A 21,429-nucleotide genomic window follows, 5' to 3' on the forward strand; every position below is an offset into this window, starting at 1 on the left:
TCAACTCCTTCCGTTTTCATAGGCTTCCCTGAAATCCGCACCGACCTCGCCCAGGAACTGATCTTCTGCCGCGCGGGCGATCTCGCGGTAGCGCTCCTCGTACAGCCGCCACAGCTTGGCGCTGCGGCCGCCGGCCATCAGGCTTTCCAGCAGGCCGACCTCGGCCATGGAGGTCTCGATTGCCTCGGGGTCGAACCGGTCGATCATCCGCCGCAGCGCGGTTTGCAGCGCCGTCCATGTGCGAAGCTGATGGTCGGTCAGGTCGCGGAATGCCTCCTCCAGCGAGGCCTCCGCGTCGAGATACCCCTTGCCGCGGGGTTGCACGAAACTGGCCAGAACCTCGTCCGGGGTGGCGAGGAATTTCAGCGGGTTCACATCGGCACGGGCGACGATGGTCTGCGCCACGCGGGCACGCTGCTTGGCGACGGCGCGGGTGCGCAATTGCTGCATCAGGCCATCGACCAGCATCCGCATCGCCCGGCCGATCTGCTCGGCCTGGGCCACCGGATCGCCGGTGAACTGGGCCGGATCCAGCCCCATGCCGCGCAGCAAGGCCGCGTGGGCTTGGGCATCGTCTCCGCCCGATGCGACCGGCGTGGCCGGCGCGGGCGAAGGCGCCGCCTCCGCCGCCGTCACCGGGGCAGAGGGGGAGGGCATGTGCGCCGATGGCACCGGCACGGCGCCCGCGTCGGGCGATCCGGCGTTCTGCGGGGCGGTGTCCGTTGCTCCGGCGGGATCGAGACCGGTTGATGGTCCGGTGTCTTGGGCGGGGGTGGAAACGGGTGTCTCGGCTGGGGACGCCCTGGTCCAGTCCGCGAAAATGTCCTTCGGGCCTTCGGAAGATGATATCCCGGATGGCGCGGTCTGGCTGGAGGGTGGGTGATCGGACGCGGATGCGGGTGCGGGTGACGGCGCGTCCGCAACATGGCCGGGAAGCGGATCGAAATAGCCGCCGCCGCCCGGCGGAGGGGCGGCCTCCGCGTCGGTCGGTGTGGCGGGGTTGGCGGAACGGCGCAGGTCCAGGCTGAACGCGTCCTCCTGGTCGAGCGGCCGGGGCGGGGCGGGCGGCCGCTTGCGCTCATGGCTGCGCGCACTGTCCGTCAGGCCGAACGGATCGGGCAGGTCCGCCGGCCGCGGCTCAGGCGGCGGCGGCGGGGCCTCGCCGTCGCCTATGCTGAAATCGAAGACCATGCCGCCGCCTGATGCCGCCGCCGCGCCGGGCGGTGCGGCGCTCGCGCCGGAGGCCGCCTCGACGCGCAGCACGAAATCGCCCATGCGCAGCCGCATCCCCGGCTCGACCGCGACGCTGTTGCTGGCGCCGACCGGATGGGCCGCATTGTCGATGAACAGCCCGGAGCTGGACGCATCCGTGGCCATCACCGTGCCGTCCTGCTCGGTCAGGATGCAGTGCTGGCGCGAGACATACATGTCGGGATCGTGCAGCGGCCAGTCGGCGTCGTCGCTGCGCCCGATGACCATGCGCCCGCCGCTGAACTCGCGTTCCTTCTCGCGCTGCGGGTGGGGCGCGGATTCGATGACCAGTCTCACGCCCATGCGCCCTCTCCCGTCGGTCCGGCCCCTTCGGTCCCGGCATTGATGCGGCGGTAGCAGAGATCGGCCGCCGGTCGGCCCGGACGCGGATCGATCCAGCTTGTCAGCCCGAGCCGGGACTGGCCGAGCCGCGCCTTCGGCACCTCCTCCGCCGCCAGCACCAGCCGCAGGTCGAAATCCATGTCGCGCCCCTGCGCAAAGATCAGCGCGTCGCGAAGCCGCGCCCGGCTGCTGGGGGCATCGGCAAAGGCGTCGAATTGCCGGCGCGTCAGCGGACCCAGCCGGATCTCGGCCCGCGACTGCCGGTCGAAGCGCCGCGATCCGACCATCGCCCCGGTGCCCAGCCCGGCATGCTGCACCCCCAGCCGGGTCTGCAACCGCTCGGGGATCTCCAGCCACACCCCGACGAATTCAATGAGCCGGACCGGCACGTCCAGCACCGATTGCAGCAGCGAGGTCAGCCGGTCCGGTCCGCGCACCTCATGGGCAAGCGAGGTGGCGTGGCGCATCTGTGCATCGTCGATCTGCCGATCCCGGCTGCGCCCGCCGGGCAGGCCGGTGCCGGCCAGGGCGCGCAGCATCGCGATCACCTGTCCGCCGTCGCCATGCGCAAGCTGGACGGCGGCGCGCGAATCCGCCCATGCCCGCCAATACAGCGCCATCATCCGGTGCTGGAGCATGTTGATGAAATCCAGAAACGAGGTGTCCGCCGTCGCCCCGCCGCTTTCGGCGCCGGCGAACCAGCGGCTGGATTGCCGCGCGATGATCCACCGCGTCAGATGCAGCGGCATCGGGCCTTCCGGCCCGATCAGACCCAGCACATGGACCGTGACCTCGGGCTTGCCGCCCCGGCCCGGCCCGAGCTGTGCCACGTCGCCTGCGGCAAAGGACTGGCGCGGTTGCTGCGCCAGGCGGGCCGGTTCCGACCCCGCCCCGCCGGAGCGTCCGAAGCGCGCGCCTTTGCCTTCGAGTTGCCGCAGCAGCTCGAAGAAATCCATGTTCGCGATCTCGGCCTGCGTCGCGCCTGACGCGGTCGCGGTCAGATCAGCGCGCGCGTGCCGGTCGTCATCGGCCATACCACCTCCGTTTGCGACTGGACCAGCCGGGTTCTGGTGCGGACAAAGGAATTGATCGCCGCCTGGCGGCTGAACAGCCGCGCCATGAGCGCCGTCAACAGCAACTGGCTGCCGCCGGTCAGCAGGGTTTCGTTCACGTCGAGCGTGATCTCCGTGCCGTGCGCGAAGCAAAGCGGGCCGCGCAGGTCCAGCCGTTCCACCACGCTGCGCGCGGTCACGCCGGTCAGCGCCTCGCCATGCTGCGTGAGACCGGGATCGCCCCGGTCCGCATAAAGCCGGATCATCGCGCGCAGGGGCTCTGCACCCGCCTCGCCGCTTGCCAGCGACAGGTGATCCAGGCTGAGCTGCGCGATCCACCGCCAGGTGAGATCGTCGATCTTCTGGTCATTCGTGGCGCCGGACGGCAGGCTGGCGCGCAGTGACGGGCGCGGCCGCCGCATGGCGCCCAGCATCTTGACCTGCTGGACCGGATCGCCGGTTTCCAGCGTCAGCGACGGCCGGTCGTCCAGGATCGGCAGGTCGCGATTGGTGCACAGCGCGCGGATATCAAGCTGCGCCAGCGGGGTCGCGCCCCTGGCTCCCGCGGGGCGGGCGACGGAGATATAGAAATCGTCGCCCAGATAGCTCGATCGGGTCTGTCCGCGCCGCACCTCCTCGGTATCGGGGCGGCGCGGGCGGCGTTCAGTGGTATAGACATGGTCATTGCCGTCGCGCGTCTCGACCGAAATCAGCGGGGCAAGCCGGGCTTGCGGACCCTCCGCCGCGGCATCGTCCACGCGCAGCAGACGGTAGATCTCGAAATCCTTTGGCCGGGTCCGGTCGGCATGGACCAGATGGGCGGAGCGTCCCTTGCGCAGTTCGACAATATTGCATTCATGCTCGAACAGATTGACCAGCGGCGTTGCGAAAAGCTGGAAATCGGCGGCGGAGATGCCTGACAGTTCGCTGCGCTGATGGGCGAACAGGACAATGATCTCGACGGCGCATTGCGGTGCCGTGCATCTGCGGATGGCAGCGGACAGCCCGCTCAGCCGCACGAACTGGAACCGCTCGGGCATCAGGAAATATTCGCGCAGCAGCCGGTATCCCTCGAACGCGCTGCGCACCCGCGGCAGCAGCGCCTCCTCCGCCTCGATCCCCACCATCGCGGGCGGGTCGATCGCGGCGAATACCGAGCTGCCATCCGCAGGCCGCGCGACTGCCCCGGCGCGCGACCCGAAGATCGCATCGAAGATGGCGCCGCCGCGCTGTCCGGCGCCGAAATAGACCGGCAGGTTGTCCAGCGACAATTCGGCCAATGCGCCGGTCCCGCGCCGTCCGATCTTCAGCCGCATGCCGGCGCTGGCATGCCGGGCCAGCCGCTCCGACACGCCAGCCTGCACGAGCGCGCCCCGGTCCTGGAGATAATCCACCGCCAGCAGGCGCAGCGGCCACATCCGCACATCCTGCGAGGTGGTATAGGTGCACCGCGTCCGCAGGCCCTCGCGCAGCGACGAGACGAGCCGCGTGCCGCGCGACACGACATGGCCGTCCAGCATCACGTCCACCTGCGGCCCCGGTGTGAATTCGGCCATCGTCATCGCGGGCGACGGCCCCGCCAGATCGGGATAGAGCGCGTCGATCATGTCGCGCACGAAGCGGCTGGATTCGGCATCGACCTTCAGCCGGGTCCGCGCCGCCAGATAGGCCACCCCCTCCAGCAGCCGTTCCACGTAAGGGTCGGGGCAGGGCACCGAATCGAGCGACAGATTGCGGGCGACATTGGGATGCATGGCCGCGAATTCGGTCGCCAGGCTGCGGATATGCAGCAACTCGTCCTCGTAATAGTCCAGGAACATCCGGTCCATCACCGCTCCTCCATCGAGGTGACGGCGTGTCCGCTGTCCAGATCGATCATCGTGGAGAGCCGCAGCCGCTCGGGCACCGGCGACAGCATCAAGAGCGCGTCGATCTGGATCTTCAGCCCGGTCTTGTCATTGGCGGAGACATTGACCCGGACGGTGTCCGGCTTGAGCCGCGGCTCGAACACGCGCAGCACCTCCACCAACTCCCGCGACAGCGCGTCGGGATCGAAATCCGCGCCGTGACGACCGGAGAAGGAGGGGACACCGTAATTCACCACCGAGCGGCGCACTTCCGGATAATCCTCCAGCAGTTCCTCCGGTGTGGTCGTCCGTCGCATTTCGCGCTCGCTCAGCAAATATCTCGCCTCGAACCGTTCGATATTGAACAACATCTCGATGTCGCGCCGGACCGCTTCGCGCAGCACGTCCGGCGTGACCATGACCCCGCCTTCCTCGAGCCGCTGCTGACGGCGCAGCAGGTTCGAGAGTCGATGCGCCTGTCTGCGGGTCTCCTCATTCAGCGCGGCGGTCTTCTCGATCGAGCGGGCGCCGTCGCTCAGCAGGGCATCCACCGCGGCGGCCCCGCCGAGTTCCCGCTCCAACTCCCGCCGCAGGGCGGATGTCTCGGCCGACAGACCATGAAGCTCGTCGACGAGGCGGTCCCAGAGTGATGGCTGGACCGCCTCGCGCAGTGATGTCTCCATGTCCGACTGGTCGATCACCTGTCAGGTCCGCCCGCCGGCGCCGGTCATTTCGCGGCCAGCACGTCGTATTCGATTTCGTGTTCGTCGCCCTTGGTCAGGTCATCCGCATCCACGAGATACTTCATCTTGATCGTATCGAAGCTCAGCGTGATCGCATCGACCGGGTTGCCGCCGCCACCGCCCGAGACCTGGTAGTTCTCGACCAGCGTGTTGGTCATGGTGATCGTCAGGTAGTCGGAATGGTCGTCCCCCTGGTCCTTGCGCAGCGTCAGGACCGTCTCGCCCAGGTTCTTCGCCTTGATGCAGGCCAGGGCGATATAGGGCGACGAGCAGTCATAGTCCTTCGAGATCGACAGGGACTGGATATCGGCCAGACCGCTCTCGCGCTGACCGCCGGAGTTGCGGAACGCCGACCGCGATGCGCCCCAGGAAAACGAGGAGATGACGATCTCGTCCTCGTGATCGGAGCGTTTGCTCTCACCGGGGATGTCGTCAATCTTGTAGTAGCCGCTGAATGACATGGGTCTTTCCTTTCATAGCCAAGTTGCTTTGTGATCGCCCCTGGCCGGGAACCAGCGACGTTCCGGGTGACAACAGGCCGACGGACCGGCCTGCCATGCGCGGTGCCGCGGGGCACGCCCGCGGGCTGCCGTCAGCTCTTGACGGACGGCAATTCGGACACCAGCCGCAGGCTCGCATTGATGCCTTCAAGCTGGTAATGCGGACGCAGGAAGAAACGGGCGTTGTAATAGCCCGGCCGCCCCTCGACACTGTCCACCTGAACCTCGGCCGCGGCGAGCGGCCGCTTGGCCTTGGCGCGGTCATCGGCCATGGCCGGATTGGCCAGCACGTAGCGGTTGATCCATTCCGACAGCCATTTCTGCATGTCGTTCTTTTCCTTGAACGTGCCGACCTTGTCGCGGGCGATGGCCTTGAGGTAATGGGCAAAACGCGACACCGGGAACAGATAGGGCAGGTTCGCCGACAGCCGCTCATTGGCCTGCGCATCGGGATCGACCAGCCTTCCGGCGCGGGTTTCGTCGTCCTGCAGGCTGTGCGCACCGATGAAGGCGGCGACATCGGTGTTCTTGCGATGCAGGATCGGCATCATGCCCAGCTTGGCCAGCTCCGCCTCGCGCCGGTCGTCGATGGCGATCTCGGTGGGGCATTTCATCGCCACGCTGCCATCATCGGTCGGGAAGGTGTGGACCGGCAGGTTCAGCACCGTGCCGCCGGATTCCACCCCGCGGATCTGCGTGCCCCAGCCATAGAGCTTGTGGCTGCGGTTGATGTTCACCCCCATCGCGTAGGCGGCGTTCATCCACACGTAGTTGTCGTGCTTGGCGTCGATCACCTCCTCGAAATCGAACCCTTTGACCGGGACGGTTTCGGCACCGTAAGGCAGCCGCCCCAGCACGCGCGGCATGGCCAGACCGATGTAACGCGCATCCTCGCTTTCGCGCAGCGACTGCCAGCTTGCATATTCCGGTCCCGACACGATCTGCTGAAGATCCTGCGGGTTCGGCAGTTCCTGCCAGCTTTCCATGCGGAACAACTGCGGCGCGGCGGCGGCGATGAAGGGCGCATGAGCCGAGGCGCAGATCCCCGAGAGGTTGCGCAACAGACCCACATCCTTCGGCTTGTGCGAAAACTCGTAATCGCCCACGATCGCGCCGACCGGCTCGCCGCCGAACATCGAGTATTCGTCGGTATAGATCTTCTTGAAGACCGGGGACTGGTCCCACATCTGGCCTTCGTAATCCTCCAGAATGTCGGCCAGCTCGTCCTTCTTGATGTTCAGGACCCGGATCTTCAGCTTGGAATCGGTCTCGGTGTTGTTCACCAGGTAATGCAGACCGCGCCACGACCCCTCGATCTTGCGCAGCTTCTCGTCATGCAGGATGACGTTCATCTGCTTGGACAGCATCTCGTCGATGCCGGCGATGAGCGACTTAATCGACTTGATCGCATTGCCCGAAATGGTGGCAGTGCCGGAGCGTTCCTTGGCCGCCACGGCAAGGTTCGACACCAGTGATTTCAGCTTGTCGCTTTCGCTGTCCTGGACCCGGAAGTCCTTTTCCAGCAGCTCGCTGAACTCGGCCAGATCGAGCGCCTCGGCCTCGGCGGCACCGCCTGCGGCTTCCTGTTTCGCGTCGGCCATTCTCAGCCCTCCTCATCGGTCTTGCCGGCGGCAATGGCCTGCTCGGCGGCCTGCTGCAGCAAGGGTTCATTGTTCAGCAACTGGGCGATGCGCTTCTCGGCATCGACCTTTCCGTCCATGTAGCTCAGCAGCTGTTCGAGCTGCTGGCGCATCTTCAGCAGCTCGTTGAGCGCCGGCACCTGCTGGGCGATCTTGTCGGGGGCGAAGTCGCTCATGCTCTTGAAGCTGAGATCTACGAACAGCTCCTCCTCGGCCTCCTCGCCCTCGGCGGCGGGCAGCGCATTGGGCACCCGCGTCTTCACGCGCGGGGCCAGCGACTCCATGAACTTGTTGAACCGCCCGGCATCCGTCTCGACGAATTTGCGCTCACCGACGGGCTTCTTGGCCTCGGCGGTTTCGGATTCGCCCGCCAGATCCGACATCACCCCCATCACGAAGGGCAGTTCGATGGTGGTCGGGCTTCCGTAATGCTCCACATCATAGGCGATCTGGACGCGTGGCGACCGGTTTCGCTCTATCACTTTCTGCTTGCTTTCGCTCATCCGCGGACCCTTTCAGCTTCTGATTTCCAAGTTCTGAGAATTCATTTCTTGCCGTCCTCCAATCCGGCGATATTGCGAAATTCCTTCAGACCGGAGGGGGCGATCTCGTTCATCAATTGCAGGAAATCCATCGAGACCATCCGGCGCAGGCGTTTGGCGACATGCGGGATCGGGCTTGACGGTTCGGTGCGTTCGTAAAAGGCCACGATGCGATCCAGCGCGCGCTCCACATCGTCGCGGGAATTGATCTCCCCGCTGCCGGATGCGGGTCGCGACGCGGCCTGCGGCGCGGGCGATGCCGGCGCATCCGCGGCCGGGCCATTTCCTCCGGACCCGGCAGAGTTGCCTTCCCCGGATGACTGCGGATCTCCCGCCGTCTCGGAAATGGAAACTTCGAGAGATTTTCTGAGATTATCGAGGAAACCTGATAATTCCGAAAACGACAATCCGGTGGCCGGGTCCAACCCGGCCTTCTCAGCGAATGTGGTGCCGAGCGTGCCGAGTTCCGCGAGGCAGACGGAAATGGCCGACAGCATCCCCGCGACCTCCTCGGAGTGCTCCGCCGCCATGGCGCGGCACGCGGCCTTCGCCCGGTTGGCGCGGTCATGGTGCCGCGCCAGTGCGGCATCCTTTTCTGCCTGGCCGAGACCGGAGGCCAGCCCGGCCTGGACGTCGAAATCGGACAGCAGCATCCGGCCGACATGGTCGAACATGACCGGCCCGATGCCGCGCGGGCTGAAGGCCACGCCGAAGCGCAGATCGCCCAGCAAGCCATTGTCATCATTTTCCAATTGCCGCAGCGCGTTGATCCGGGCCATCGCGGCGGCCTGCGGATCGTCGCGGTCGCGCAGGGCCGGATGCAGGCTGTCCCAGTAATCCGCGATAGAGCGGCGCAGCAGGATCAACCCCTGCGACAGCCCCTCGAATCCGTCGGTCGCGAACAGCGCCCTGACGAGGATGACGAGCAGCCGAAGGTCGCGCCCGCTGGCCGACAACTCCTCGCTCTGGCTCAGCACCGACCCCCAGTCAACCGGCGTGGCCGACTCGTTCAGGGCGCCATCCGGCTTCGTCCGCTGGCTGCGCGCCGCCGGCTCCAGCAGCCGTTCAATCGAATGGAAACGCGCATCATTGCGCAATTCAACCCCGGAGGGCTGGTCGCCGGAAAGCGGGGAGAGGAGGCTCTCCAGGTCCATTCCATCGCGCCTTTACGAAATCAATGACAAGTTTTCAGGATCGTGAAAGAGATCTAATAGCTACCCAAACATCTAAGATTATTATATTCTTGCAGACGACAATGATTCTTGCAACGAACTTAAATTGATTCGCGGTCATTGTTTCGGTTATTTCGGTATCGCGATTGTTTTTATGTGCAGTCGTGCTGAAACGCTGTCTGCGATATGACGGGAATTGTAATTCGTCCAGACAATTACCGTTTCGAAAATGGACAAATGGCAGGGTTTGCAATGGATGTCGGAAATCGCACGGACGGGGTTGTCATCGGCCTGTTGATGGGATTTCGCGACGGCGTCCCGCTGGTGGTGTTTCCATCGAATGAACAGGATCACGCCATTCCCGCACGCGCGCTGACGCCGCTTTCGGGCGATGACAACGGCTCCGAGGTCGCGCTGCTGTTCGAGGATGGCGACATCGCGCGGCCGCTGATCATCGGACGCATCATCGACGACCCGCGCGGCGGCGACCGGCAGACGCCACGCATCGTCAGCGATGGCGAGCTGGTGAAGGTGACGGCCACGCATCGGATCGAGCTGCGCGTCGGCCGGTCCTCTATCATCATGGAGAAGGACGGCCACATCACCATCCGCGGCACGCACCTGGTCAGCCACGCCTCGGCCTCGAACCGGATCCGCGGCGGGTCGATCAACCTGAACTGATGGCCTATCAAGCCCCCGCGCTCGAGGAGATGCTGCGCCAGCACGCCGAACAGGCGGCGTTTCTGTGGACGGTTTACGATGACAACCTGCTGCATCCCGACGACAACGAGGAGATGGACGCGGAGCGCATGGCGCGGCTGACCGACCGGCTCGACGCCCATATCGACGGGCTTCGGGTGGCGGGGGCGGAGGGCGTGCGCGTGGCCGAAGAGAGATACGCGGAATATCCCGAAGCGGGGGAGCTGTTCGTGTTGCGGATGTTGCAGCCGGGGGCGGAGGGCCTTCTGGTGGCTGAACTGCCCATCGACAAGGTGCGCAGATACATCGACCAGCAGCTCGGCCCGTCGGCGGCGATCAGTCGTTAGACGGAATATGGACCCGATGCCATTCGTCGCCATCATAGCGCAGAATGTCATCCTGACCGACCGACCAAAGCTCGCTCTCTGACGCTTGCAGCCGATAGCAGGTTATGTCGTTGCCCAGCCCGTGATCGAGCCTGAGGGCGCTGGCGGAGTCGTCGTCCCAACGGAACAGCCCGTCGAAGGCGGACAGATAAATCTCATCCCGGAACTGCGCCAGACCCCAGAATGAGGAGGAGGTTCCCGAATCGAGGAAAGCCATCTCCCCATTCTCATCCAGGATCAGAGTGCCGTTTTGTCCCGCGATCCAGAATCGTCCGGCCTTGTCTCGAATGACCTGTTCGAGCGTTGCATTTGTCGGGATATCCATCGGCCGCCACATGTCGCGATAGTCGAATGCAGCGCCGCTGAATCCGACAGTGACCAGCCGTTTGCCGTCCAGCCCGGCAATATCACGGAGCTGCGTAGAGAACACATCGCGGCTGTCCGAATACACGCCGTCATCGAATGGCACCCATCCCTCAGGTCCGGCGCGCGAAATCTGGCCGTTCATCCCGCAGGCATATGGTACGCCACCAAGATTGCGCAGTCGCAAAAAGGTGCCGCCCCCTGGCCGTCCGACCGGGACAGGCGTTCCCACGTCCGGAAAGACCGGCATTGCGACGCCGGATTTCGCAAGCGCAATCACCTGATCGCCCGCAAGGCAAAGCGAGATGAGATTTTCGGGGATATCCGCGAATCTGACCGTCTCGTCTTTGACATGCAGCAGCCGCGTGGGCCGGTCGTGGCTATCCTCCAGCCCCCAGATAGCGGCGATGATGATCGCTTCGCCGGGACCGAGCGGCTGGCAATCCAGATAGGCCAGCGGAGGCTCGTTTTCCGTAAGCGGCGCGTATGCCGGCATCAGACGATCCCCATCTTTGTGCCGGCTGCGGGTTGCGGCGACGACCCGCTCTTGATCCCGGAACGCAGCCGGGTGTTCGGGGGAATTCCGCGGTCCTCGTAATGCTTGACGATCTGCTTCTTCATCTTCGCGGGATCGCAGCCATGCATCCGCATCGCGAGCAGCGATGCCTGCTCGGCGCTTTGGTCCAGCGTGATGGTGTGCTTGGGCTTGTTGTCGCGACCAATCGCCTCGACGACATTGTCATATTGCTCGTGGAACAGACCGTGCTCCCCAAGTGTAAGGGAGTAGGGAGATCTCCCCTCCCAATTCGGAAACAGGCTGGCCGTCCGGCCGGAGTTGCGCCGCGTTTTCTTGACGATGCTCTTCTTGAGCCGGCGGTCTCCCATCTTGCCGGGCGCAGGGATAAGGGAGTCGGTCTTCAGGTCGAACATCTGGTCCAGTTCCTCATCCGGGATCATCGACGTCTTGACCATGCCTTGAAGACAGATGCAGAGCCCCTGGGCGTGAAAGGCCCGCGCCGTCGAGGAGGTGGATTCTGACGCATCGCGGTCTGTTGCGGTCTTGAATGCATCGTCGACGCCCGACAGGAATTTGTCGCTCCCCTGTTCGTGGAACTGTGCGTCTCCGACCAGATGGTGAGGTGTCTCGCCCTCGGGGCAGTCATTGGGTTTGTATTCTGTCAACTTGCACTTGTCGCGGATCGCCCCCGGATTGGCCGTCCCGGCCACTGCCATCGGCGGGCTATCCCCTGCATTCGACGCATGATTCGAGGTCGCGATATCTCCGAACCGGACCACGCCCTTGCCCTCGAACTTCACATCCATGGACCATTTCTGGGCATAGACCTTGCCGCGGTTCTTCGAGGTGATGATGCCTTTCTTCGGGGCCGAACCGGCCTCGTCGCCGGAGCATTTGCTGTAGTTGGTGGCGTTTTCCTGGCTGACCGGCTTGCCGCCGATCTTGACCGTGCCGGTGCCGGAGGCCAGGTCGCTATCCAGACCGAAATTGGGGTAGGGCACGGGAACGCCGGGCGGCGTCGCAGGTGTCTGTGGCGGCGTGAAGCAGGTGTCCGGGAAAGCCGCGATGACCTTGCATCCCTGTTTCTTGGCGGAAATTTCCAGCCCGTTTGCGAAAACCGTCATGCGCCCTCCATCACGGCAGCCCCGCACGCGCCATCATCGGCCGAGGCCTCGATCAGCATCGGCCCGGTGCCGCCGTAGCCCTTGCGCTTCGCCTCCGCCGCCCAGCCCAGCATCACCGGCACTGCCGCCGCGCCGATATTGCCGAGGCTGGCGGCCACAGACCAGATCGGCTGGACCTCGCTGCGGGCGCGCTGAGTGCGCAGCATCGAGAGTGCCGTCTGCCTGAACCAGTAATTCTCGCCGATCAGATCGCCGATCTTGATGCCGATATCGGAATGCTGCCGGCCCGCTTGCGCAAAGGCTGCCTGATAGGCCGCGCTCATCCCGTCACCGCGCAGCGGCCGGTCCAGCCCAACATCGTCGAGGGCGTTATAGATGAACGCCTCCTCCCGCGTCAGCCCCAGCCCGGTCAGGCGCAGATCGCCTCGCGTGGAGCAGAGCACCGCCCCAGCGGCCTCTCCGGGGATGAATCCGTTGGCGTTCTCAGGGGTCAGCAGACGGTTCTCGGCCAGGTAATGGGCGATGGCCAGCGTGGTCAGATAGCTGTCGACGCCCAGGATCAGCACGTCTTTCGCGCCGCGCGCATCGAGCATCCGGCGCGCCTGCTCCAGGGCGGCGATGCCGGAGGGGCGGCCATGGGCGATGACATGGCATCTGGTCGCCAGTGGCAGGCCCGCGCAGTCCAAGACCAGGCGGACGAAGCCCGCATCGTCGCGGATCGGGCGGCCGGGCCGTTTGGCTTCCGCCAGGCACAGGATCAGGTCCACATCCCCCTGCAGCTCCGGCGCCTGGTTCAGGCAGTCCACGATGGCACCCGCCGCCAGATGCGCCAGACGCTTCTCTCCGATCCAGTTGCGCGGCAAGGGCACGGGCGCGCCGACCAGCCAACTCCCGGCCGGTCCGACGAAGCGGGTCTCGCAGAACCCGTCCAGCCGTGCCCGCATCGCGGCGGCGGCCGAGGCGCAATCCAGCCCCACCGCCGTCACCATGCCGGCCGAACGGATATGCAGCGGCGCGCTCATGCCTCCGCCTCCGATAGACGCCGGATATAGCGTTTGACCACGCGGTCGGCGCGGCGCATCGCCGGTGTGGGCGGGCCGAGCCAGGCATGGGTGAACTCGGTGATGATGCGGCGGATCGGAACCCAGACCCGCCAGACCAGCATGAACACCCGCGCCTCGGGATCGAAGATCAGCGTGTCGGGCAGCGGCGCGGCGTCCAGGCAGGTCTCGCGCCCGCGGAAAATGCGGATCGGCAAGGCGGTGTCGGGCAGGCGGAACGCCTCGCGCCCGTTCGGGGTCAGGTTGACGAGCGCGACCGGCGTGCCGGGCTCCGGGAAGGCGATCTGCTGATCTTCCGGCGCCATCTGGAAATACCGCTCGTCGAAATCCTGCGGCAGGAACGGAAACACCTGATCGACCCAGCCCTGATCGTAGCTGCCCGCATACCGGATCCGCTGCGGCCAGCCGCGCCCGATCGGGCCGAGCGCCATCGGGCGGTAGCTGCCATAGGGCGAGGTGACCGGCTCATCCACGGCCTCTGTATTGGGCAGGGGCCGGCCGGGCAGGCGCGATTGCGACCGGACCGAGGCAAAGCCCAGCCCCACGGGATTGTCGGCATAGGCAGGCGCGGTCTCGTCCTGCGGATCGGCGCGATCGGTGCCGCCGAATGCGGTGTCATAGGAAAACGTCTGCCGCGTGAACGGGTAGGGGCGGGTGGCGGTGACCGCCGGCCCGATCACGCGCCACTCGCGCGGCCCGACCACGTCGAACTGCTTGGACCAGACCCCCACCTTCACGCCCACCCGCACCCGCTCTGCTGGTCTGCCACCCGGCGCGTAAGCCGCGCCCTGCAACACCACGTCGCAGCGGCCCTTGCGAAAGGCGAAATCGGATTCCCAGGTGACGGCCGAGAGGCCGGGCGTGCCGGAATATTCATCCGCCATGATGAGCGGGCGCTGCACCTCCGATGGGCGCGGTGCCTGCCCCGGCTCGGCCGGGAAATCAAAGCTGCCCTTGACGACGAAGGACAGATACTCCCGGCCCGACTTGTCCATCGCGCCGGTGAACTGATGAACAAATGCGGTCTGGTTCAGAACCTTCATTTCAGGGCCTGCCTGTGCCCGGAAACCGGGACCGCGCTCCGCCCGGCTTTGTCGGCCTGATCGCCCTTCTGCCAATCGGAACGACTCATCTGTGAATATTTCCCGGAAAACGATCGGATATCTGGTCGGCGGACAATTAACTTCTCAAAGGCGCGTCCATTGTTATGATAGACTATATTTTAATCCCGCGCGACATTGTTGATCGTTTTCCGCCGAAGCCGCAGCCCGAGCAAGGATCACCATGCATTCCGATATTTTCAGCCCCGGACAGATCCTGAACAACACCTATGAAATCATTCGGGTTCTCGGACGCGGCGGCACCGGAGAGGTATATCTGGCGCGGAATCAGATTGTCGAACGCGACGTGGCGATCAAGGCGCTGAATATCCGTTTCTCGGGAAATGCGGATTATGTCGAGCTCATCAAGCGCGAAGAACAGATGCGCAATATCATCAATGACGCGGTGGTGCGCTATTCCGAATGTTCCCGCTCGGATGCCGGACATGTGTTTCTGGTGATGGATTATGTCGAAGGCCCGTCGCTGAACGAGGTGATGCTGGAACGGCGCCTGGATGACCGCGAGTCGATGATCGTTGCTCATCGCGTGCTCGAAGGGCTGGTTGCCACGCATGAGCAGGGCATCGTTCACCGCGACCTGTCGCCCGACAACGTGATCCTGCGGGGCGGCAAGCCGGAACGCGCGACGATCATCGATTTCGGCATCGCGAAGGACACGGCGGCGGGGGCGCGCACCATCGTCGGCAATGAATTTGCCGGGAAATACGAATATGCCGCGCCCGAGCAGTTGGATGGAAAATCCGATTACCGCGCCGATCTCTACGGGCTGGGGGCATTGCTCCTGGCAGCGGCCCGGCAGGAAGTGCCGAATGTCGGCAGCAGTCCGGGCGAGGTCGTCCGCTTCAAGCGCGATCCGCTGGATACATCGGGGATCAAGCCGCCGCTGAAGGATCTCCTGGACTGGCTGACCGCGCCCGATCCGGCGAAGCGTCCGCAAAGTGCCGCCGAGGCCCTGACACGGCTGGACGGCTGGTTGAAGCCGGACAGCCATGCGCGAAAGACCCGCCGCGCCGCCGCCACGCGCCGCAACGCCCCCGTGGGGCTGATCGCGGCGGGCGTCGTGGCGCTGCTGGCGGGTGGAGGGGCATGGCTGTGGTCAAGCGGGGCGTTCGGCCCCGCCGCGCTGCCGGAGGCGGTGCCGTACCGGCTCAACGCGAGCGTCGCGGCCGATGGCAGCGGCAGCCTGTCGGGAAACGCCCCGGACCCGGACATCGCCGCCGCGCTGCGCGCGGCCTTTGCCGATGCGACCGGGATTACGGCGCCGGAAGATGCGCTGAGCCTCGCCGCCGGGATGCCCGAAGAGACGTGGCCCGACAACGCCGCCGACCTGATGCTGCTGTCCTCTGCGCTCGATCGTTGGGAGCTGGCGATCAGCGACAACAGCGCGCGGATTTCCGGTCTCGCGCCCGATGCCGCGACCCGCGCGGCGCTGCGCGCGACGCTGGATGGCTGGCAGGACGAGGCCGGGATGTCGGTGCAGACCAGCGTCGATGCCGGGCCGGAGTCGCTCGACTGGGCGACGCTGGAGCCGGTGCTGGCGCAGGCGGCGACCTGCGGCCCGTTGCGCCCGCCCGCCGATCAGCCGACCAGCTTCGGGCTGCGCGACCGGATCACCGTGCTGGGCGATCTTGCCAGCGCAGGGGATGCCCAGACCATTCAGGCGGAAGTCGCCCCGGTCATCGGCGACCGGGAATTGCGGATTGACGCCACCGTGCTGAACGAGGATCTGTGCAGCATCCGGTCCGTCCTGCCATCTTCAGCCACCGGGGGCATGTCGCTCTGGCTGGGCAAGGGGGGCACGGGCGAGGCGGTGATGAATGGTGTGTTCAGCACCGGCGAGAATCCGGTGGTCGATGTCCAGATCCCGGCCAGCGTCACCGGTGCCTCGCTCTGGGTGATGGTGGTCGATAATACCGGGCGGGTGTTCCATGTCCTGCCCAACATCAACCAGCCCGAAACCTCGGTCGAGCAGCTTGGCAGCGTTGACAGTGGCGTGCGCCGGATCCGGGTTCTGTGGTCGATCGACGAGGTGAAGCAGGACAACAAGCGGCTCGGCTTTCGCGTGACCGAGGACAATCACGGCAAATCCGAAGTGATCGCCATCCTCTCGACTACGCCGCTTTTCGACATGCGCCGGCCGCGTGACGAGAGCGTGCAGTCCCAGGCCAAGGCACTTGCCGAGACGCTGCGCGGGCGCGAGGGTCAGATCATCGGCATGGCTTCGCGCATCATCGACGCGCGGCCATGAAACCGGTTTCGGCCCGCCTCCTGCCTGACGCGATTTCGGGCTGATCCGAGACGCGCGCCAACCGGCCATTTCCATCGTTATCCCCGTTGATCGGGCATCTTGAAATAGAATTGTGGCGCGGGTTCGCGAAACGGAGTATCGGCGGCAGGACGGGGTGAGATGCGCGCTCTCTCGCCGCGTGGGCGCCTAGATTATCCAATTATTTTCATAAACTTAACAATGAAAATCATTTTGAAATTCGATTTTAAAATATGAAAATGACCTTGCGGAAGGATGGTCGGGCGTGCCAGTAAGACCCGCGTCCGGGCCGGCGTGAATTGCCGCCTCGACAGCACGCCACGCGGACGGCTTACGTCGCCGCAACCCCCGAGAGGTGAGATGAAAGACCACGGTTCCACACCCGGCCCGTCCAGCATCGCAATGCGGCTGCAAGCCACCATGGCGTCGCTGTCCCGATCCGAGAAACAACTCGCCCTGCTGATCCTCGACCGGCCCTTCGAGGCGGCGAACATGACGATCACCGAATTGTCGCGCGCCGCGGGCGTTTCCGACGCGACGGTGACACGGTTCTGCCGCAGGCTGGGCCTGACCGGCTATGCACAGCTTCGCCTGCAACTCGCGGCCGAGGCCGACCGCAAGCAAACCGATCTGCGCCCCGGCCTGTCGCTGATCGACGATATCAGCCCGGATGACACGCTGGTCGATATCGTCCGCAAGACCGCCTATGCCGATATCCGCGCGGCCGAGATCACGATCAGCCAGCTCGACCTGGACCAGCTCGGGAAGCTGGTGGAGGCGGTCGCCGGCGCGGGCCGGGTGCTGGTCTTCGGCGTCGGCGCGCTCGGGCCGGTTGTCCATGACATCGTCCAGAAGCTGTTCCGGCTGGGGCTGAACGCGGCCGGGTTCAACGACATCCACACCGCGCTTGCCGCCGTCTCGATGACGGGCAGCGGCGACGTGGTTCTGGTGCTGTCCCATTCCGGCCGGACGGTGGAGGGGATCGAACTGCTGACCCTGGCCAAGACGCGCGAGGCCCATGGCGCGGTCATCACCAGCAACCCGCTGTCGAGCGCCGCGATGCTGGCCCGGACCGTGCTGGTCACGGCTGCGCGGGACACGCCGTTTCGCAATGGCGGCATGGCCTCGCGCAGCGCGCAGCAGATCATCCTCGACTGCCTCTATGTGGCGCTCGCCCATCGCCAGTACGACAAGACCGGCGCGTTGCTGGCCACCGCCCATGACGCGCTGCGCAATCACCGGCGGGAGCGCTGAGCCGAGCTGACCGCGGGCGCGATCAACTGACCATGTCCAGGACCGAACCGGCCTGGTCCGGGCAGGGGGAAAAGATCGCGCGCGCCGGATCGACACGGTAGCCTGCGGCAAGATCGGCCGCATCCCCGGCCAGTTCCGCCACGCTGTCGAGGATGTAGTCGACCGTGTCTTCGCGCATCAGCACGCTGAAATTCAGCCGGGTGAAGCCGGGCTTCATCACCTCCTCGCCGCGCAGGATCGCGCTGCGCAGGCTGTCCGATTCGGCCGCAGAGATCCCCAGCAGATGATGGACATAGGGCCCTGCGCAGGCGCAACCGCCCCGCGCCTGGATGCCGTATCGGTCGCTGAGCAGCCGCGTCACCAATTGCTGATGGACATGGCCGCCCGCCCCGTCACCGATCCGAAACGCGAAGATCGGAAGCCGCGCGGCCTCGGCATGTCCCAGCAGTTCCAGCCGCTCGACCCCCGACCAGCGATCCTTGGCGCGCCGGGCGAGGCTGGCGTTCATCTGCTGCATCCGCGCCGGGCTGATGGCCTGCTTGACCAGAAAGGCGAGGGCCGCGCGGATATCTCCGATCACGTTGGGGGTGCCTGCCTCCTCGCGCGCTTCCAGCCGGTCGCTGTAATCATGGAAGCGGTCGGAAACGAAACTGACCGTGCCGCCGCCGGGCCAGGTCGGGCGCGCCGTGACCACCGCGTCCCGGCGCAGGATCAGCACACCGGACGCGCCCGGTCCGCCGATGAATTTATGTGGCGACACGACGATGGCGTCGATCACGCAGTCCGGCTCCGGCGTCATGGCAATCGGCAGATAGGGGCCGCCGCCGGCATAATCCCAGATCATCCGCGCCCCGGCGGCCTTGGCCATGCGCGTGACCGGCGCGATCTCGGTCAGGATGCCGTTGACGTTCGAGGCCGCCGAGAAGGCGCAGACAATGTGACGACCCTGCGCCGCGGCAAGCTCCGCGGCGAAGGCATCGAGGTCCGGTCCGCCGCCTTGCGCCTCCGCCACTGCGATCACCTCGGCCCCCGTCTCGCGCCAGGGCAGCAGGTTGGAGTGGTGCTCGTACGGGCCGGTGATGACGACGCTGCCGGGGCCGACCCCGAACAGTGCGCATAGCCGGTTGATCCCCGCCGTCGCACCCGATCCCGTGAAGATCACCGCGTGATCCGGTCCGGCCCCGCAAAGCTGCGAGATCGTGGCGCGTGCCTCGGCCCGCAGCCGGGTCATGAAGGCCCCGCAATGCGACGCCTCGGTATGGCTGTTGGCGTAGAAGGGCAGCACCTCGTCCATCACGAATTGCTCGACCTGCCGCAAGGCGCGGCCCGAGGCGACGTAATCCGCGTATACGAGCGGCTTCGGCCCGAACGGCCCGTCGATCATCGCGTTCTTCCCGATCAGGCCGTCCGATAGCTGGCCGATCGGATCGCCGTCCCGCAGACCCTCCAGGAAACCATGCAGCAGACCTGGGGCAAACTCCTGTGACGAATTTAGCATCTCACGCCTCTCGCTCTTCTCCTCATGAAAATACCCCCTGCCGACGGTTGATTCAGCACCGTTTTCTCGCCATTCTGGCGTATCCCTGTGTCGTATGATCGGATATCGCATGGAACTTGACAGGATTGATCTGCGCATACTGACCGCGCTGCAGGCCGACGGCACCATGTCGCAGCGCAAGCTGTCCGAGGAGGTGGGGCTGTCGCAGAACGCTTGCTGGCGCAGGCTCCAGCGGTTGAATGCGACGGGCATCATCCGCGGCAGCCGGGCCGAGATCGACCTGTCGGCGCTAGGGCTGGACCTCACCGTGTTCGTGATGATCCGCACCCGCCACCATTCCAAGGACTGGGCGGACGGGTTCCGCCGCCATGTCGAGAAACTGCCGGAGGTGACGGATTTCTTTCGGATCGGCGGCGACTGGGACTATCTGCTGAAGGTCACGGCGCGGGGCGTGGCAGGGTATGACGCCTTCTACCAGCGGCTCATCACCGATCTGGACCTGGCCGCGGTGACCGGCTTCTTCTCGATGGAGGCGATCCTGCAGAACCGCCCGCTCGATCTGTCCCGGCTGGGCAGATAGCGCCGCGCGCTCAGCCCGGCCCGAACGGGTTTTCGACCCGGCAGCCGCAGCGACGGAACGCGGCACCGCTGCCGGTCACGACAACTGTATGATGGCACAGCGCGGTTGCCGCGATCAGCAGGGCCGCGTCGTCCCCATCCGGCGCGTACGGCGAGCGGCCCCGGATTCGCACCACATCCGCGCCGACTTGCAGCAGATGATCTCCGAACAGCGACAGGCAGCGATGCAGCCATGCGCGCCTGCACATGAACCGGCAGGCGCGCGGGTCGCGCGGACGTGATGCGGGGTGATCGAATCGGGTGGCCATGCGGGTTCCGCCAAAGGCGGAACCGCGCCACAGTGAGCCATTATCCACAAACCCTTTCGGGAGCGCGGTCGTCATGTTGTCACGACGAGATTTCACCTTCTCCGTTCTGGCCGGAATTGCGGCCCCGGCCGTGTCGCTTGCGCAGGGGCAGGGCGCCGGCGCGATCCGCGCCGCCTTGCCCGGTCTGACCCAGCTTCACGCCATCCTGGTGCAGCGCGGCGGCGATCTGGTTCTGGTCGAGGCGCCGCGCGGGCCGGGGCTGCGCCGACCGGCCAACATCAAGTCCTGCTCCAAGAGCATTCTCGCGCTTCTGCTGGGCGAGGCGATGGCGCGCGGGGCGGTGCCGGGGCTGCAGACGCGGCTTGCCGATCTGGCGCCCGACCTGGTTCCGGCAAACGCCACCCAGGGCGCGGGCGATCTGACGCTCGAGGACATGGTCACGCTGCGGGGCGGGCTGGAAAGCACTTCGGGGGGAAATTACGGCAGTTGGGTCAGCTCCGCTAACTGGGTTGCTTACGCGCTGCGCCAGCCGCGTGTCAGCCCGAATGGCGGGCGCATGATCTATTCCACCGGCACCACGCATGTGCTGGGCGCGGCGCTCAGCCGGGCCACGGGGCGCAGCCTGCTGGATCTGGCGCGGGCATCGCTGGGGCAGGGGCTTGGGATCGACATCCCACCATGGACGCGCGACCCGCAGGGCTTCTATTTCGGCGGCAACGAGATGGCGATGAGCCCGGAGGCGATGCTGCGCGTGGCGGTGATGATGCGCGATGGCGGTCGCTTTCAGGGCCGGCAGGTGATCCCACAGGACTGGGTGCGGGCCTCGCAGCAGCCGCGCACCGTCTCGCCCTATTCCGGGCTGGCCTATGGCTATGGCTGGTTCATCAGCGAGACCGGCTGGATTCTGGCGCGCGGCTATGGCGGGCAGATCATCGCCGCCAATCCGCGGCGCGACCTGGCGGTGGCCATCACGTCCGACCCGACGCGGCCGGCGCGCTCCGGCGGGTATTTCGGGGATCTGATGCGGCTGCTCGACGGGCCGGTCCTGGGTCTCGCCTGACCGGGTGCCGCCTTCGCCCTTGAAACGGGCTGGCGGACGTGGCGTTCCGGTCGCGGACGGTTTGCACCGGGCCGGCAAACCTGACTATGGTCGGCGCAGACCCG

At 65.8% G+C, this 21,429-nt stretch carries 20 protein-coding genes; 6 read left to right on the plus strand and 14 right to left on the minus strand.

Annotated elements, in window-relative coordinates; all coding sequences use genetic code 11:
* From tagH to tssA, 8 genes are all read right to left on the minus strand, one after another.
* Positions 1–1,554 carry a type VI secretion system-associated FHA domain protein TagH gene (gene tagH / locus BLT73_RS11600; RefSeq protein WP_090524016.1) on the minus strand — a complete coding sequence of 518 codons (1,554 nt, stop codon included), beginning with the start codon at positions 1,552–1,554 and terminating at the stop codon, positions 1–3.
* Positions 1,545–2,627 (minus strand): type VI secretion system baseplate subunit TssG, encoded by a 1,083-nt coding sequence (gene tssG / locus BLT73_RS11605; protein ID WP_090524018.1) that lies wholly within the window; start codon positions 2,625–2,627, stop codon positions 1,545–1,547. The genes tagH and tssG overlap by 10 nt, the downstream gene beginning before the upstream one ends.
* Positions 2,591–4,474, minus strand: a complete 1,884-nt coding sequence (tssF, locus tag BLT73_RS11610; RefSeq protein ID WP_090524020.1) for a type VI secretion system baseplate subunit TssF — start codon at positions 4,472–4,474, stop codon at positions 2,591–2,593. Before tssF ends, tssG begins: the two co-directional genes overlap by 37 nt.
* Positions 4,474–5,193 (minus strand): type VI secretion system baseplate subunit TssE, encoded by a 720-nt coding sequence (locus tag BLT73_RS11615; RefSeq protein ID WP_245727296.1) that lies wholly within the window; start codon positions 5,191–5,193, stop codon positions 4,474–4,476. The genes tssF and BLT73_RS11615 overlap by 1 nt, the downstream gene beginning before the upstream one ends.
* A gap of 26 nt (positions 5,194–5,219) precedes the next feature.
* Positions 5,220–5,696 (minus strand): Hcp family type VI secretion system effector, encoded by a 477-nt coding sequence (locus tag BLT73_RS11620; RefSeq protein WP_090524022.1) that lies wholly within the window; start codon positions 5,694–5,696, stop codon positions 5,220–5,222.
* 131 nt (positions 5,697–5,827) lie between these two features.
* Positions 5,828–7,336, minus strand: coding sequence for a type VI secretion system contractile sheath large subunit (gene tssC / locus BLT73_RS11625; protein ID WP_176805061.1), 1,509 nt, complete (start codon positions 7,334–7,336; stop codon positions 5,828–5,830).
* 2 nt (positions 7,337–7,338) lie between these two features.
* Positions 7,339–7,878, minus strand: coding sequence for a type VI secretion system contractile sheath small subunit (tssB, locus tag BLT73_RS11630; RefSeq protein WP_090524025.1), 540 nt, complete (start codon positions 7,876–7,878; stop codon positions 7,339–7,341).
* A 41-nt stretch (positions 7,879–7,919) separates the two neighbouring features.
* Positions 7,920–9,071, minus strand: coding sequence for a type VI secretion system protein TssA (gene tssA / locus BLT73_RS11635; protein WP_090524026.1), 1,152 nt, complete (start codon positions 9,069–9,071; stop codon positions 7,920–7,922).
* Positions 9,072–9,341: 270 nt separating this feature from the next.
* Here tssA and BLT73_RS11640 point away from each other — a divergent pair, with 270 nt between their 5' ends.
* Both BLT73_RS11640 and BLT73_RS11645 read left to right on the plus strand, forming a co-directional pair.
* Positions 9,342–9,770 (plus strand): DUF6484 domain-containing protein, encoded by a 429-nt coding sequence (locus BLT73_RS11640; protein WP_090524028.1) that lies wholly within the window; start codon positions 9,342–9,344, stop codon positions 9,768–9,770.
* The gene (locus BLT73_RS11645) at positions 9,770–10,135 is read left to right on the plus strand and encodes a hypothetical protein (protein WP_090524029.1); all 366 of its coding nucleotides are present in this window, start codon (positions 9,770–9,772) and stop codon (positions 10,133–10,135) included. Before BLT73_RS11640 ends, BLT73_RS11645 begins: the two co-directional genes overlap by 1 nt.
* Here BLT73_RS11645 and BLT73_RS11650 read toward each other — a convergent pair.
* The 4 genes from BLT73_RS11650 to BLT73_RS11665 are packed head-to-tail and all read right to left on the minus strand — an operon-like array spanning position 10,125 to position 14,282.
* Positions 10,125–11,033 carry a hypothetical protein gene (locus tag BLT73_RS11650; RefSeq protein WP_090524031.1) on the minus strand — a complete coding sequence of 303 codons (909 nt, stop codon included), beginning with the start codon at positions 11,031–11,033 and terminating at the stop codon, positions 10,125–10,127. The two genes, BLT73_RS11645 and BLT73_RS11650, sit on opposite strands and share 11 nt — an antisense overlap.
* Positions 11,033–12,178: a DUF4150 domain-containing protein gene (locus BLT73_RS11655; RefSeq protein WP_090524032.1), complete on the minus strand. Its 1,146-nt coding sequence runs from the start codon at positions 12,176–12,178 to the stop codon at positions 11,033–11,035. The genes BLT73_RS11650 and BLT73_RS11655 overlap by 1 nt, the downstream gene beginning before the upstream one ends.
* Positions 12,175–13,200: a 3-oxoacyl-ACP synthase gene (locus BLT73_RS11660; RefSeq protein WP_090524034.1), complete on the minus strand. Its 1,026-nt coding sequence runs from the start codon at positions 13,198–13,200 to the stop codon at positions 12,175–12,177. The genes BLT73_RS11655 and BLT73_RS11660 overlap by 4 nt, the downstream gene beginning before the upstream one ends.
* Complete coding sequence (locus BLT73_RS11665; RefSeq protein WP_090524036.1) at positions 13,197–14,282, minus strand: DUF2169 family type VI secretion system accessory protein; 1,086 nt, start codon at positions 14,280–14,282, stop codon at positions 13,197–13,199. The genes BLT73_RS11660 and BLT73_RS11665 overlap by 4 nt, the downstream gene beginning before the upstream one ends.
* Before the next feature lie 241 nt (positions 14,283–14,523).
* On the opposite strand from BLT73_RS11665, the gene BLT73_RS11670 reads away from it, so the two are divergent.
* Together BLT73_RS11670 and BLT73_RS11675 are read left to right on the plus strand one after the other, a co-directional pair.
* Positions 14,524–16,608, plus strand: a complete 2,085-nt coding sequence (locus tag BLT73_RS11670) for a serine/threonine protein kinase (protein WP_090524037.1) — start codon at positions 14,524–14,526, stop codon at positions 16,606–16,608.
* 378 nt (positions 16,609–16,986) lie between these two features.
* Positions 16,987–17,880 (plus strand): MurR/RpiR family transcriptional regulator, encoded by an 894-nt coding sequence (locus BLT73_RS11675; RefSeq protein WP_176805063.1) that lies wholly within the window; start codon positions 16,987–16,989, stop codon positions 17,878–17,880.
* A gap of 22 nt (positions 17,881–17,902) precedes the next feature.
* Here the strand turns inward: BLT73_RS11675 and BLT73_RS11680 are convergent, their stop codons facing one another.
* Complete coding sequence (locus BLT73_RS11680; RefSeq protein WP_090524041.1) at positions 17,903–19,378, minus strand: aminotransferase class V-fold PLP-dependent enzyme; 1,476 nt, start codon at positions 19,376–19,378, stop codon at positions 17,903–17,905.
* A gap of 109 nt (positions 19,379–19,487) precedes the next feature.
* Here BLT73_RS11680 and BLT73_RS11685 point away from each other — a divergent pair, with 109 nt between their 5' ends.
* The gene (locus BLT73_RS11685) at positions 19,488–19,958 is read left to right on the plus strand and encodes an Lrp/AsnC family transcriptional regulator (RefSeq protein ID WP_245727298.1); all 471 of its coding nucleotides are present in this window, start codon (positions 19,488–19,490) and stop codon (positions 19,956–19,958) included.
* Positions 19,959–19,968: 10 nt separating this feature from the next.
* On the opposite strand, the gene BLT73_RS11690 is transcribed toward BLT73_RS11685, so the two are convergent.
* On the minus strand, positions 19,969–20,265 hold the full coding sequence (locus tag BLT73_RS11690) for a VapC toxin family PIN domain ribonuclease (protein WP_143025670.1): 297 nt from the start codon (positions 20,263–20,265) through the stop codon (positions 19,969–19,971).
* 73 nt (positions 20,266–20,338) lie between these two features.
* Between BLT73_RS11690 and BLT73_RS11695 the strand changes: the two genes are divergently transcribed.
* Entirely contained in the window at positions 20,339–21,325 is a 987-nt protein-coding gene (locus BLT73_RS11695; RefSeq protein WP_090524045.1) for a serine hydrolase domain-containing protein, read from the plus strand.
* Positions 21,326–21,429 lie beyond the last annotated feature (104 nt).

The organism is Paracoccus isoporae (assembly GCF_900101865.1).
Lineage (GTDB): Bacteria > Pseudomonadota > Alphaproteobacteria > Rhodobacterales > Rhodobacteraceae > Paracoccus > Paracoccus isoporae.